General features: G+C 72.6%; 13 protein-coding genes. 9 read left to right on the forward strand and 4 right to left on the reverse strand.

The annotated features are described in order from the left end of the window. Positions 1-54: 54 nt before the first annotated feature. On the forward strand, positions 55-1,497 hold the full coding sequence (locus AB0L06_RS19005; protein WP_500232332.1) for an FAD-dependent oxidoreductase: 1,443 nt from the start codon (positions 55-57) through the stop codon (positions 1,495-1,497). Between the two features lie 61 nt (positions 1,498-1,558). Here the strand turns inward: AB0L06_RS19005 and AB0L06_RS19010 are convergent, their stop codons facing one another. Together AB0L06_RS19010 and AB0L06_RS19015 are read right to left on the reverse strand one after the other, a co-directional pair. Further along, positions 1,559-2,392: a metallophosphoesterase family protein gene (locus AB0L06_RS19010; RefSeq protein WP_500232333.1), complete on the reverse strand. Its 834-nt coding sequence runs from the start codon at positions 2,390-2,392 to the stop codon at positions 1,559-1,561. Positions 2,393-2,573: 181 nt separating this feature from the next. Then, positions 2,574-3,824, reverse strand: a complete 1,251-nt coding sequence (locus AB0L06_RS19015; protein ID WP_500232334.1) for an ABC transporter ATP-binding protein — start codon at positions 3,822-3,824, stop codon at positions 2,574-2,576. Positions 3,825-3,991: 167 nt separating this feature from the next. Between AB0L06_RS19015 and AB0L06_RS19020 the strand changes: the two genes are divergently transcribed. The 5 genes from AB0L06_RS19020 (at position 3,992) to sigJ (ending at position 9,237) form a co-directional block, all read left to right on the forward strand. Next, positions 3,992-5,026 carry a LacI family DNA-binding transcriptional regulator gene (locus tag AB0L06_RS19020; RefSeq protein ID WP_500232335.1) on the forward strand — a complete coding sequence of 345 codons (1,035 nt, stop codon included), beginning with the start codon at positions 3,992-3,994 and terminating at the stop codon, positions 5,024-5,026. A gap of 268 nt (positions 5,027-5,294) precedes the next feature. Next, a complete protein-coding gene (locus AB0L06_RS19025; RefSeq protein WP_500232336.1) occupies positions 5,295-6,239 on the forward strand; it encodes a hypothetical protein in 945 nt (314 codons plus the stop codon). Positions 6,240-6,781: 542 nt separating this feature from the next. Beyond that, positions 6,782-7,222: an Lrp/AsnC family transcriptional regulator gene (locus tag AB0L06_RS19030; protein WP_500232337.1), complete on the forward strand. Its 441-nt coding sequence runs from the start codon at positions 6,782-6,784 to the stop codon at positions 7,220-7,222. 134 nt (positions 7,223-7,356) lie between these two features. After that, positions 7,357-8,304: an NAD-dependent epimerase/dehydratase family protein gene (locus tag AB0L06_RS19035; RefSeq protein WP_500232338.1), complete on the forward strand. Its 948-nt coding sequence runs from the start codon at positions 7,357-7,359 to the stop codon at positions 8,302-8,304. 78 nt (positions 8,305-8,382) lie between these two features. After that, complete coding sequence (gene sigJ / locus AB0L06_RS19040) at positions 8,383-9,237, forward strand: RNA polymerase sigma factor SigJ (protein WP_500232339.1); 855 nt, start codon at positions 8,383-8,385, stop codon at positions 9,235-9,237. A gap of 34 nt (positions 9,238-9,271) precedes the next feature. Here the strand turns inward: sigJ and AB0L06_RS19045 are convergent, their stop codons facing one another. Beyond that, positions 9,272-10,186, reverse strand: coding sequence for a TIGR03619 family F420-dependent LLM class oxidoreductase (locus AB0L06_RS19045; RefSeq protein ID WP_500232340.1), 915 nt, complete (start codon positions 10,184-10,186; stop codon positions 9,272-9,274). A gap of 295 nt (positions 10,187-10,481) precedes the next feature. On the opposite strand from AB0L06_RS19045, the gene trhA reads away from it, so the two are divergent. Further along, positions 10,482-11,150: a PAQR family membrane homeostasis protein TrhA gene (trhA, locus tag AB0L06_RS19050; RefSeq protein WP_500232341.1), complete on the forward strand. Its 669-nt coding sequence runs from the start codon at positions 10,482-10,484 to the stop codon at positions 11,148-11,150. Between the two features lie 78 nt (positions 11,151-11,228). On the opposite strand, the gene AB0L06_RS19055 is transcribed toward trhA, so the two are convergent. Beyond that, positions 11,229-11,573: a hypothetical protein gene (locus tag AB0L06_RS19055; RefSeq protein ID WP_500232342.1), complete on the reverse strand. Its 345-nt coding sequence runs from the start codon at positions 11,571-11,573 to the stop codon at positions 11,229-11,231. Positions 11,574-11,772: 199 nt separating this feature from the next. On the opposite strand from AB0L06_RS19055, the gene AB0L06_RS19060 reads away from it, so the two are divergent. Beyond that, positions 11,773-12,417: an RNA polymerase sigma factor gene (locus AB0L06_RS19060; RefSeq protein ID WP_500232343.1), complete on the forward strand. Its 645-nt coding sequence runs from the start codon at positions 11,773-11,775 to the stop codon at positions 12,415-12,417. Continuing rightward, complete coding sequence (locus AB0L06_RS19065; RefSeq protein ID WP_500232344.1) at positions 12,410-13,576, forward strand: CU044_5270 family protein; 1,167 nt, start codon at positions 12,410-12,412, stop codon at positions 13,574-13,576. The genes AB0L06_RS19060 and AB0L06_RS19065 overlap by 8 nt, the downstream gene beginning before the upstream one ends. Positions 13,577-13,601: the final 25 nt, after the last annotated feature.

Below are 13,601 nucleotides of genomic sequence, written 5' to 3' on the forward strand. Positions count from 1 at the left end.
GCCGCCTGAACCCTGCCGCCCGACCTCCGCCGTCCGACCGGAAAGAACGCCCCCATGCCCCACGTGGTCACGCAGTCCTGCTGCAACGACGCCTCGTGCGTCCACGCCTGCCCGGTGAACTGCATCCACCCCACCCCGGACGAGCCCGACTTCCACACCGCGGAGATGCTCTACGTCGACCCCGTGGCCTGCGTGGACTGCGGGGCCTGCGTGAGCGCGTGCCCGGTCGAGGCGATCAAGCCGCACACCGGGTTGGACGAGGCGCAGCTGCCGTTCCTGGAGATCAACGCCGACTTCTACAAGGACGGACGGCGGCGGCGGAGCATCCTCGCCCCGCACGAGGAGCCCCTGCGCGTGACCGCCCGCGAGCCGCTGCGCGTCGCGATCGTGGGGTCGGGGCCGTCCGCGATGTACGCCGCCGACGAGATCCTCACGATTCCGGGCGCGCGCGTGGACGTCTACGAACGGCTGACCACCCCGTACGGCCTCGCCCGCATGGGCGTCGCCCCGGACCACGCCAAGACCCGCCAGGTCACCGAGGTCTTCGACCGGATCTCCCGCGAGGACGGCTTCCACCTCCACCTGGGCGTGGCGGTCGGCGACCGGGTCACCCACGCCGACCTGCTCCGGGACCACCACGCGGTCGTCTACGCGACGGGCGCGTCGTCCGACCGGCGCCTGGACGTCCCCGGCGCGTCCCGCGTCGCGACGGCCACCGAGTTCGTGGCCTGGTACAACGGCCACCCCGACCACGCCCACCACCGCTTCGACCTCTCGCACCGCCGGGCCGTCGTCATCGGCAACGGCAACGTGGCGCTGGACGTGGCCCGGATCCTCACCACGCCGCCCGAAGCCCTGGCCGGGACGACCATCTCCCGCGCCGCCCTGGACGTCCTGCGGGGCAGCGCGGTCGAGGAGGTCGTGGTCGTGGGCCGCCGGGGCCCCGCCCACTCGGCCTTCACCCTGGCCGAACTGGTCGGGCTCACCTCGGCCGTGGACGTGGCCGTCCCGCCCGGCGATCTCGTCGGCCTGGACGACGCGTCGCTGAAGCACCGGACGATCCGCGCGCTCGGCCACGAGCGGGCGGCCGGGAAGCGCGTCGTCCTCCGCTACCTGCTCGCCCCGGCCGAGATCACCGGCACGGGCGTCACGTTCACCCGCAACACCCCGCGCGGCGACGAGACCGTCCCGGCCGGCGAGACCGAGCATCTGGAGGCGGGACTGGTGCTCTCCTCGATCGGTTACCGGGCCCGGCCCCTGCCCGGCCTGCCGTTCGACGAGCGGCGCGCGATCGTCCCGAACGACAAGGGCCGGGTCATCGACCCCGGCACCGGCGCACCGGTCCCCGGCACGTACGTGACGGGCTGGATCAAGCGCGGCCCGACCGGCTTCATCGGCACCAACAAGACCTGCGCCCGGGAGACCGTCCGGCAGCTCGTGGCCGACCACAACGCCGGGCGCCTCCCCGCGGCCGCGGCCATGGCGAGCCCCGCCTGAGCGAGCGCGACCGGCGCACGGCTCGCGCCGGTCAGGCTCGCGTCGGTCGTGCTCGCGCCGGTCAGGAGTGTGCGGCGGGGAAGACCGGGCGCGGACGGGCGGGACCGCCGCGGCTCTTCCACTCGCGGGGGTAGCCCACCGACACCTCCTCGAACCGGACGCCGTCGTACACGGTCGTCCGGGGGATGTGCAGGTGGCCGTACACGACGGCGGCCGCCTCGTACTTCAGGTGCCAGTCGGCCGTCCGGTCGGTCCCGCACCACTGGGCGAACTCGGGGTAGCGCAGCACCCGGGTGGGCTCCCGGACGAGCGGCCAGTGGTTGATCAGGACGGTCGGCAGGTCGCTTCCGCGGTGGGCGAGGCGGTCCTCGGAGTAGGCGAGCCGGGCCCGGCACCAATCGTCCCGCGTCGGGTACGGGTCGGGGTGCAGCAGGTACTCGTCGGTGCAGATGATCCCGGACTGGTAGGCGATCTCGAGCGCCTCGTCCTTCGTGGACGCGCCGTCCGGCCGGAAGCTGTAGTCGTACAGCAGGAACAGCGGCGCCAGCTGCACCGGCCCGCCCGCCCCGTTCCATATCGGGAACGGGTCCTCGGGCGTGTGGACGCCGAGCCCGCGGCAGACGTCCACCAGGTGCAGGTAGCGCTCCTCGCCGCGGCGCTGGTCGGGGTCGTTGCGGGGCGTCCACAGCTCGTGGTTGCCGGGCGTCCACACCACGGTCGCGTACCGCTCGGCCAGCGTGGCGAGGGCCCACGCGACGTCGCCCGCGCGCTCGGCGACGTCGCCCGCGACGATCAGCCAGTCGTCCGGGTCGTCCGGGGCGAGCGACTCCAGGTGCTCGCGATTGGTCGCGTGTCCGACGTGCAGGTCACTGATGGCGAGCAGGGTGCCGGGCACGGGCCGCCTTCCTGTCCGGGCTCGGGGTGATCAAACCCCTCCATCCTTGGTCGTCGCGGCGGCCCGCGCAAGGGGGCGTGCTGCGGACCGCGTGGTCACGGCACCTTGGAGCAAACGGCGAACGGCCGTCCGCCCCCCGAAAGGAAGGGAGGCGGACGGCCGTTCAGAGCCTCGGGAGGCGTCAGGCGGGGACGTCGTCCTCGACCTCGGTGGCCGCGGCGACGTGCTTCGCGGACTCGTGGCCGATGGCCAGGCCGCTCGCCGGGTCGAAGAAGTGCAGGCGGGTCGTGTCGATCGCGAGCTTGACGGTCTGGCCGGGCCGGACGTGCGAGCGGGAGTTCACCCGGGCCGTCCAGAGGGCCTTGTTGTCGGTCAGCGGGATCGCGTCGCCCTCGCCCTCGGCGGCGTCCTCGGCCAGGTCGGCGGTGTCCTTGTGCTCGACCGGCGGGGCGTCGATGGTGAAGATGACGTTGATCTCGCTGCCCAGCTCCTCGGTGACGGTGCTGGTGACGGTCATCGGGGCCCACTCGTCGCTGGCGTGCCCGGAGTCCTCGAAGTCGGACGGGCGGATGCCGAGGATGACCTTCTTGCCGAAGTAGGCGTCCAGGCCCTCGCGCGCGGAGAGCAGCTCGGCGGGCACCGGCAGGGTGACCCCGGCGAACCTCACCTGCGCGCCGCCGTCGCCGCGGACGAGCTCGGCCTCCACGAAGTTCATCGCGGGGGAGCCGATGAACCCGGCCACGAACAGGTTCACGGGGTGGTCGAACAGCCGCTGCGGGGTGTCGACCTGCTGCAGCTTGCCCTCGCGCAGGACGCAGACGCGGGTGCCGAGGGTCATCGCCTCGACCTGGTCGTGGGTGACGTACACGGTGGTCACGCCGAGGCTCGCGTGCAGCTGGCTCAGCGAGGCGCGCATGGAAACGCGCAGCTTGGCGTCCAGGTTCGACAGCGGCTCGTCCATGAGGAACGCCTGCGGCTGCCGGACGATCGCGCGGCCCATCGCGACGCGCTGGCGCTGGCCGCCGGACAGGGCGGCGGGCTTGCGGTCGAGGAACTGCTCGAGGCCGAGCATCTTGGCGGCCTCGAGCACCTTCTTGCGCCGCTCCTCCTTGGAGACGCCGCGCAGCTTCAGGCCGAAGGCGAGGTTCTGCTCGACCGTCATGTGCGGGTAGAGGGCGTAGTTCTGGAAGACCATCGCGATGTCGCGGTCCTTGGGCGCGAGGTCGTTGACCACGCGTTCGCCGATCGACACGGTGCCGCCGCTGATCTCCTCCAGGCCCGCGATCATGCGCAGCGCGGTGGACTTGCCGCATCCGGACGGCCCGACCAGCACCATGAACTCGCCGTCGGCGATCTCCAGGTCCAGTCCGTCGACGGCCTTGACGCCGCCGGCGTACACCTTGTCGACGCCCTCGAGTGCGATCCTGGCCATCTCGGCCCCCTTTGAATTGGAAACGTTTCCACCGACCCCTCGCCACCTGGGCTTTCAGGGCTGGAACCGGATTCAACATCATGGAAACGTTTCCAGAAAAGGGTCGTTCGTGGCAGCATGGGGCGAGCCGGGCGGACGGGACCGCTCCGGCGGGGGAGGGGAACGCGGTGGCGGCGACGATCAAGGACGTGGCGGCGTCGGCCGGGGTCGGCATCGCGACCGTCTCGCGCGTGTTCTCCGGCGCCGGCGCGGTCAGCCCCGCGACCCGCGAGCGCGTGCTCGCCGCCGCGCGCGACCTCGACTACCGGCCGAGCGCCGTCGGCCGCAGCCTCAAGACCCGCCGCACCGGCGGCCTCGGCCTCGCCGTCCCGGACGTGACCGACCCCTTCTGCGCCGACGTGGTCGCGGGCGTCCTCGACTGCGCCCGCACCCTCGGCCAGCACGTCCTGCTGGACGCGACGCTAGGCGACCCCGCCCGCGAGGCCGAGGTCGCCGACCGGTTCGCCGAGCAGCGCGTGGACGGCGTGATCGCGCTGCCGTCCGGGATCGGCGACCCGTGGTCCTCGTTCGTCCGCACGGGCGTGCCGCTGGTGTACGTCGGACGCGTGCCGTCCTGCCGGGACGGCGGCGGGACGGTCCCCGCCGTGCTCGCCGACGACGCGGACGGGATCCGCTCGGCCGTGGAGTACCTGGTCGGGCTCGGGCACCGGCGCGTCGGGTTCCTCGGCGCGCCCGCGCCCGGCACCCCGCCGGACGTCCGCGAGGACGCGTTCCGCGCGGCGCTCACGGCCCTCGGCGTCCCGGTCGACGACGACCTCGTCGCCCGCGCGCGCCCGACCCGGGACAGCGCCTACGCGGCCGCGGCCGGGCTGCTGCAGCGCCGTTCCGACCTGACCGCCGTCCTGGCGTCCGGGCACCTTCCGGGGGAGGCGGCCGTGCTCGTCGCCCGCGAGCTGGACCTGCGCGTCCCGGCCGACCTGTCGATCGCGATGGTGGACGACATCGCCTGGGCCGAGCTGGCCGACCCGCCGCTGACCGCGGTGAACCGCCCCGCCCGCGACATCGGCTACCGCGCCTGCGAGCTCGCCGCGCGGGGCGCCACTCGGCGCGGCCCGTCCGGGCCGGTGCTGCTGCCGACCGAGCTGATCGTCCGCGGCTCCTGCGGCCCGGCCCCGTCCCGCCGCGACCGCGCCCGCCACTGAACCCCGCCACCGAACCCCTGCCGCCGAACCCCGCTGAGGCCCGATGAACCGGACATTTCCGGATGGACCGTTCTGGAGGGGACCTCAACTGCTCGTTTTCGAAGCTGATTCCGTGAGAGGCGGGTCGTTGAGGTGATAGGACCATCAGGTGAGCTTGACCGGGTGGGCTCGCACACAGTGCATCATCCTCAGACCACGTGCATGTGGTTTTGGAGGGGCGTTGTCGGTGCTTGCTCAGCAGGGCGTGGCTCAGTCGACCGTGAGGCCTTTGCGGGAGATCGCCCGGCCGTTCGTCGTCGACGGTCCCACCGGTGTTAGCGTCCGGGACCGGCTAAAGGGTCTCACCATTGAGGACGAATGCGTCCTGCGGATGGTGGGTGCGCATATGGGCCGCCTCGCGTCGGTTGATCTTGCCCGACGTGTCGGTGATGGCCTGGAGCATTCGCCCGACACATGGGCGGATCGGAAACGGGACTTGACTGCGTTGTCCTCGTCCCGCTGGGCCGGTTCGGTCACGACCAACTCTCACGACCAGTGGGGCCTGTCGCGCCGTGCTCAAATTCTGCACCTGATGTCGTTGGGGGCGGGTATCGGTGTGATCCGGGATCGGCTGTCGCTGCCCATCGGGGAGAAAGGGAGCCGGGGCAGGCCTGGTGGGTACCGTTCCAAGGAGGAGTGGTTCCAGAAGACGCGTCGCCTGGCCATCCTCCAGGGCCGGTATGAGCGTTTGCGCGAGGAGCATGACACGGGCCGGGTCTCGGTGGTGCGGGGCAGTCGGCGGCTGCTTAAGCAACGCCACAATCTCGCCGCTGCCGACAAGACTCAGGCTCGGTGGCGAGCGGAGTGGGAGGCGGCGCGCTGGTTCCTGACCGCTAGTGGAGAGTCGGGCAAACGGTTCGGGAACGAGACGATTCGCGTCAGCCCCGACGGTCGGGTCACTATTAGGTTGCCCGCCCCGCTCGCCGACCTGGCCAACGCCAAGCACGGTCGGTATGTCCTGGCGGCGAAAGTGGCGTTCTCGCACCGGGGCCAGGAATGGCGCGACCGCATCGAAGTGAACCAGGCCGTCTCGTACCGCATCCACCTGGATGTGGCCCGTGACCGCTGGTACCTGGATGCGTCCTGGACCCGCAAACGCCCTGACCCGACTCCTCCGCTGGGCCAAGACGACCGGGGTCCAGGCCATCGCGATCGAGGATCTCGACTTCACTGACTCCACAACCCGGGAGAAACACGGCCGCCGCAAGCGGTTCCGGCAAATCGTTTCTGGGATTCCCACCGGCAAACTCCGTGCGCGCCTGGTCAGCATGTGTGCGGAGAGGGGGATGAGCGTGATCGCCGTGGACCCCGCCTACACCAGCAGGTGGGGGGCCGAACATTGGCGGAGGCCGCTGACCGGCCGCAAAAGAAAGACCTCCCGCCACGCCGCCGCGGTGGCGATCGGCAGACGCGCCCTCGGACATCCGGTCAGGCGACGGACGGCACCGCCCCCTGCTCACCAGAGCGATGAGCAGGGGCATCGGACCGCCCAGGCCCAACCCGGCGGCCGAGGGCGCAAGGAAGCCCGCCCCCGCGTACCCGGACCACGGACACGATCCGTGCAGCCGGACACGGGCCGAACGCGGGCGACCAGCGCATCCAAGACCGCTCGGGATGCGCCAGATGGCAGGGATTGGGGCCAGAACCCACCCCTGTTCACTGGTTGGGAGCGGTATCGGATCGCGCGCCGGTGAGCGGGCACGCTAGATTCGTCCGGTGGAGGATATCGATCGACAGATCCTCGGCCTGCTGGCCGACGACGGCCGGATGAGCTTCACCGACCTGGCCAAGGAGACGGGGCTGTCGGTGTCGGCGGTGCACCAGCGGGTGCGCCGGCTGCAGCGCCGCGGCGCGATCCGCGGCTTCACCGTGCAGCTCGACCACCAGCAGGCCGGCCTGCCGATGACCGCGTTCATCTCCATCCAGCCGATCGACCCCGCGGCGCCCGACGACGCGCCCGAGCGGCTTTCCCACCTGACCGCGATCGAGGCGTGCCACTCGGTGGCGGGCGACGAGAGCTACATCCTGAAGGTCCGGGTGGCCTCGCCGAACGAGCTGGAGGAGCTCCTCCAGAAGATCCGCGCCGCTGCGAACGTCTCGACCCGCACCACCGTCGTCCTCAGCACCCCCTGGGAAGGCCGCCGCCCCGCCCTGTGAGGCCGCCCGCGCGCTCGAACCCGATGTGGTACACGTCACATCGGGTTCCGTCACATCGGGCCGTGGTCGCCCGTCCTGTTGCCATCGGAAGCGCGGTCCGGACGATCCGGGCCGCCGGGCGCACAGGAGTGATCATGCGAGTTCTCGTCGCAGGAGCCACCGGAGTCATCGGCGGCAGGCTCGTCCCCGTGCTGGGCGCGGTGGGACACGACGTCGTCGGACTGGCCCGGTCCGCCGAGGCCGCCCGTCCGCTGCGGGACGCGGGCGCGGGGTTCGTCACCGCCGACGCGCTGGACAGGGACGGGCTGATCCGGGCCGTCCGGGAGGCCCGGCCCGACGCGGTCGTCAACATGCTCACCGCGATCCCCGCCGAGCCGAACCCCCGCCGGCTGGCCGCGGACTTCGCGCTCACCAACCGGCTGCGCACCGAGGGCGCCCGCAATCTGGTGGACGCGGCCGAGGCGGCCGGGGCCGGCCGGATCATCGCCCAGGGCCTGGCCTACGCCTACCAGCCCGGCGCGGGCGCGGCCGACGAGGACGCGCCGCTGTGGACCGAGCGCACCCCGAAGCAGTTCGTCCCGGTGCTGGACGCGCTGCGCGAGCTGGAGCGCGTCACAGCCGACGCGGGCGGGCTCGTGCTGCGCCTCGGGCACCTGTACGGACCCGGGACCATCTTCGCGCCCGGCGGTTCGTTCGTCCGCCAGGTGCGGGAGGGCAAGGTGCCGGCCGTCGGCGGCGGCACCGCGGTGTTCTCCTTCACTCACGTCGACGACGTGGCCGGAGCCGTCGTGGCCGCGCTGGACAAGGACGTCGACGGCGTCCTCAACATCGTCGACGACGAGCCCGCCCCGGTCGCCGAATGGCTGCCCGAACTGGCCCGGATCCTGGACGCCCCCGCGCCCAAGAAGGCCCCGGCCGCGCTGGCCAGGCTCGCCGTCGGCGGCTGGGGAGTGGCCTACATGTCCCGGCTGCGGGGCGCCGACAACGCCCGCGTGCGCCTGCGGCTGGACTGGCGGCCCCGCCACCCCTCCTGGCGCGACGGCCTCGCGGCCGAGCTGCGCGCCGTCCGGTCGGCCGCATGACGGCCGGGCCGCCGAAGGAGTTCCGCAGGGGCGGCGCGCCCCGCACTCACCGATGACTTTGGAAAAGGGGACCCGAGCGTGCCGGATCAGACCGACGTGTTCGAGCAGTACCGCCCGCTCCTCCTCGGGCTCGGGTACCGGCTGCTGGGCAGCATGTGGGACGCCGAGGACGTCGTCCAGGACGCCTACGTGCGCTGGACGGGCGCCGACACCGCGGTGATCGAGGAGCCGCGCGCCTTCCTCGTCACCGTGGTGACCCGGCTCGCCCTCGACCAGCTGCGGTCGGCCCGGGTCACCCGCGAGGCCTACACCGGCCCGTGGCTGCCCGAGCCGGTCGCGGCGGCGGGGCTCGGCCCGCTCGACACCGCCGAGCTCCGCGACACCCTGTCGTACGCGACCCTGCACATGATGGAGCGGCTCACCCCGCCCGAACGGGCCGTCTTCGTCCTGCGCGAGGGCTTCGAGCTCCCGTACGACGAGATCGCCCGCGTCCTCGGCACGCCCGCGGCCGCGTGCCGCCAGCACCACCACCGCGCCACCGGGAAGCTGGCCGGCGGCCGCGACCGGTTCCAGCCGTCCGGCGCCGACCACGCCGAACTGGTCGGACGCTTCCTCGACGCGGCCCGGAGCGGCGACCTCACCGTTCTCACCGACCTGCTGGCCGGGGACGTCACGGCCTGGAACGACGGCGGCGGCAAGGTCCGCGCGGCGCTGCGGCCCGTCGTCGGCCTCGACAACGTGCTGGCCTTCGTCGCCGGGCTGATCTCGCGCTACTCCCTGAGCGAGGCGCGCCTGGTCGAGGCCAACGGCGAGCCCGCGGTCCTGGCCGAGCTGGGCGGGCAGCGCCAGCTCATCGCCTTCGACGTCCGCGGCGGCCGCATCCACGGCATCTTCGCGGTACTCAACCCCGACAAACTCGGCCGGATCGCCTGATGGCGACGGTCGCGCCGGCCGGGAGTCGCGGGGGTCAGGAGTTCGGGGCGAACGCCTCGAGGGCCTCGCGGGCGCGGTCCATGGACGCGGCCGGGTCGGCGTCCGGGCCGGTGAGGGCGGCGTCGAAGTTCAGGTCGACGAACAGCTCGGTCACGCCCTGCTCGGCGAGCCGTCCGAAGTCGTCGCGGACCTGGTCGATGGTGCCGGTGAGCTGCGGACGGTCCGCGGCGGACGCGGCGCCGGGGTGGATCCGCGCCGCGCCCCGGCAGACGAACCGCAGCGCACCGGGGTCGCGGCCGGCCTTCTCGGCGGCCTCGCGGACGATCCCGATGGACCGGCCGAGGTCGCCGAGGTCGGCGCGGCTCGAGCTGACCCAGCCCGCGGCGAGCCGTCCGGCGCGGCGCAGCGCGGCCTCGGCGGCGCCGCCCAGCAGCACCGGCGGGCCCGGCTTCTGGACGGGCTTGGGCTCCATGACGACGGGCGGGAAGTCGTAGAACTCGCCGTGGAACTCGCTGACCTCGTCCGTCCAGAGGGTGCGCAGCACCGCGAGGAACTCCTCGGCGCGGGCGCCGCGACGGGCCATCGGGGTCCCGGCGGCGGCGAACTCGGCGGGCATCCAGCCGGTGCCGAGGCCGAGGTCGAGCCGTCCGCCGGAGACGTGGTCGAGCGTGGTGGCCTGCTTGGCCAGCAGCGGGGGAGCGACGAACGGCAGGTTGACGATCGCGACCCCGAGCCGGATCCGCTCGGTCAGCCCGGCCAGGTAGGCGAGCGTCACCAGCGGGTCGGGGACGTCGCGGTAGGTCAGGTCGGAGGAGTCCGCGGGGTTGAGCAGCCGCTGGAGCGTCCAGAGGGAGTGGTAACCGAGGTCCTCGGCGCGCTTGGCGACCTCCGCCTGGTTGACGGGAGTGGCCCAGGCGCCCGAAATCGGCACGGCGAACCCGATACGCATGGCGTTCTCCTCCTGATTCGCGGGCGGACGGCCCGATCCGGCCGTCCCGGTGCGAACCTTACAACGTCAAGGCGCGCGGCCGAAGGACGCCGCCCCTCGGGATCGTCATCGGACTTCTCCGCGCTCACGCGGCGGTCGCGCGAGATTCACCCCGATGTGCCACGATTCACTCGCAGACGTCCGGCGAAGAAACCTACGGTGGCGTAGGTTAAGAACCTACGGTTCCGTAACCACAACCCGGGCGGCCGGCCGGAAGATCCGGCGGCGGGCCGTCCGGACGTCCTGGGAGGGTGCGATGCGTCGTGCGGCCGAGATCGCCGGAGCGGTCAAGCCGAAACTGCGCGGTTGGCTGCACGCGGGAACGTTCCCGCTGGCCCTGCTCGCGGGGATCGCGCTGGTCGCGCTCGGTCCCACGCTGCCGGCCCGATTGTGCGCGGCGGTCTACACGCTGACCTCCACGCTGCTGTTCGGCGTCTCGGCGGCCTACCATCGCGGCCGCTGGTCCGAGCGGGTGCAGGACGTCCTGCGCCGCTTCGACCACGCGAACATTTATTTGATCATCGCCGGCACCTATACGCCGTTCGCCTACCTCATCCTGCATGGCGCGGTCCGCGTGCTGGTGCTGTCGGTGGTGTGGGCGGGCGCGGTGGCGGGTGTGCTGTTCCGGGTGCTGTGGGTGCGCGCGCCGCGCTGGCTCTACACGGCGCTGTACATCGGTCTCGGATGGGTCGCGGCGTTCTTCGTGCCGCAGTTCATCAAGGGGACCGGTGTGGGGGTGGTCGCCCTGGTCGCGCTCGGCGGCGTCCTGTACAGCGTGGGCGGTCTGGTCTACGGGCTGCGCCGTCCGGATCCGTCCCCGCGCTGGTTCGGGTTCCACGAGGTCTTCCACGCGTTCACGGTGGCGGCGTACGTCCTGCAGTACATCGCGGTGTCCTTCGTCGTCTACCGCGCCGGCACCGCCTGATCCGAACGCCGGGCGGGAAAAGCGCCCGGGCATGCGACAGGCCCAACGGCCTCTGCCGTTGGGCCTGTGCTATTTGGATCAGTAGTGCTCGAACCGCAGACGGCAGTCGCAGTCGTCGTCGAAGAAGCGGTGGTGGCGGTTGTGGCGGCCGTACCAGCCGTCACCGTAGCCGCCGCCGCGGCCGTAGCCGCCGCCGTACCAGCCGCCGCCGCCGTAGCCGCCGCCGTAGAAGTCGTCGCAGTTGTTCTGCTGGAAGGTCAGGAGGTTGATGCCGAGCAGGCCACCGCCCTCCTCGTTCTCACAGCCCCTGGAGGCCGAGTGGCCGCCGTGGTTCGTGAGCGGCGCTGCCTGGGCCGGGGCGGCCAGCAGGGCGCTGAAGATCGCGGTGGCCGCACCAGCGGCAACGATCGTGGCCTTGAGCATGAAAGCTCCCCTTCTGCACTCGGTCCCCCCTTGGGACCGTTCCTCCCGTCAGATACCCGTCAACCTCAGAATGTAACCAGAGCACCACTAATTGTAGTCGCAAGTGCGGGGCGGCGATGGAAGGAGATCGCGCGCAGCGGGGGAGAAGGGGGGACAGCAGCCCACGCCTGAAGGCGAGAACCAGATGAAGGAACCCCCCATGGCCGCCGCTCCACACGCTCCACCCGACCTCCCGCCCGACGCCCCTTCCGCGGACGGGCCGGGCCTCGGAAGGGACGACGGCGCGGTGATCCGGCGGTCCTGGAGCGAGCCCGAGCGGTTCGGCGCCATCTTCGACGCCTACTTCGCCGAGATCCACCGCTACGTCGCGCGACGGCTGGACGTGGACGCCGCCGACGACATCGCGTCCGAGACCTTCCATGTCGCGTTCCGGCGCCGGACGACCTTCGAGGTGTCGCGGGACAGCGCGCGGCCCTGGCTGTACGGCATCGCGAGCAACCTGGTCGCCAAGCACCGCCGCGCCGAGGTCAGGAAGCTCCGGGCCCTGGGCCGGCTCGGCGACGACGGCGTCGCCGACGGGCACGAGGACCGGGTCGCGACCCGGGTCAGCGCCGAGCAGGTGAGGGGACGGCTCGCCCGTGCCATCGGCGAGCTGTCGGCCCAGCACCGCGACGTCCTGCTGCTGGTCGCCCTGGCCGGTCTCGGCTACGAGGAGGTCGCGCAGGCGCTGGACGTCCCGTACGGCACCGTCTGCTCCAGGTTCAGCCGGGCTCGCGGCAAGTTGCGCGAGGCGCTGGGCGGAGAGAATCCCATGCTCGTTCAGGAAGGACCCGCCAATGGATGAGATGCAGGAGGTCCGCGAGCTTTTCGGCGAGCCCGCGCCGCCCTCGGCCGACGTCGCCGCCCGGGCCCGCCGGAGGGCCACCGGCGGCGCGCGCCGCCGCCTTCCGCGTGCGCGCTGGACGATGCCGGCCCTCGGCCTCGGCCTGGCCGCCGCCGCGACGGCGGTCACGCTGGTCGCGGTCGACCGGTCCGGCGAGAGCGGGCCGGCTCCGTCCGGGCGCACGCCGGAGTCTGCCAGGCAGGTCCTGCTGGCCGCCGCCGACTCGTCCGCCCGGACGCCCGGACCCGCGGGGGCGCCCGGGACGTCCGGGAAGCAGAGCGTCTTCTGGTTCACCCAGGTCAAGCACGGGGACCGGATCCAGGTCGCGGGCAAGACCGGTTCGTACATCGTCGAGGACGTCTCGGAGACCAGGGAGTGGACCAACGCCCACAGCCCGCACCGGACGAACACGCAGACCAAGGCCGGTCGCGGAGGTACCACGACGCAGTACTCGGCGGACCGGAGGCTCGGCGCGCGCCCGGCCGAGGCCCCGGACGTCGCGGCGTGGAAGCGCGACGGGTCTCCGTCGCGGTGGCACGTCGACAAGCGCGACCTGGACACGCGGACGACCCCCTGGCAGGCCCACCAGGAGGAGACCGCGTTCAACTCGGCCTTCCCGGACGGGTCGCTCGAGGAGGTGCGGAGGCTCCCGGCCGACCCCGAGGGGCTGCGCCGGTACCTGCTGGCCCACCCGCACGTCAACATGCGGAACCGGCAGGACTGGGAGACCGACTCCCAGTACCTGCTGAACACCGTCAGCCGGATGCTGGTGGCCGAGCCGGTCAGCGCGCAGGTCCGCGCGGCCGCCTACCGGATGCTCGCCGCGCTGCCGGACGCCCGCACGCACGGCCGGGTGAACGACCCGCTGGGGCGTCCCGGCGTGGAGGTCACCGTCGAGGGCCCGGGGCCCAAGCCCGGGTTCGCGCCGGGGCCGACGCCGGAGCGGCTGGAGACCGGGATCGTCTTCGACCCGTCCACGGGCCGGCTGCTCGCCACGCTCGACATCTCCACCGGCGGGCGGTCCTGGCTCCCGAAGGGGGCCGTCCTGGGCTGGTCGGCGATCGTCCAGACCGGGTGGACCGCCAAGGCGCCCGCGCACGCCACGATCCTGCCGGGCTGATCGGGCGCGGGTAGCGCGTAGCGGC

Source organism: Spirillospora sp. NPDC052269, from assembly GCF_040679435.1.
In the GTDB taxonomy this organism is placed as follows: domain Bacteria; phylum Actinomycetota; class Actinomycetes; order Streptosporangiales; family Streptosporangiaceae; genus Spirillospora.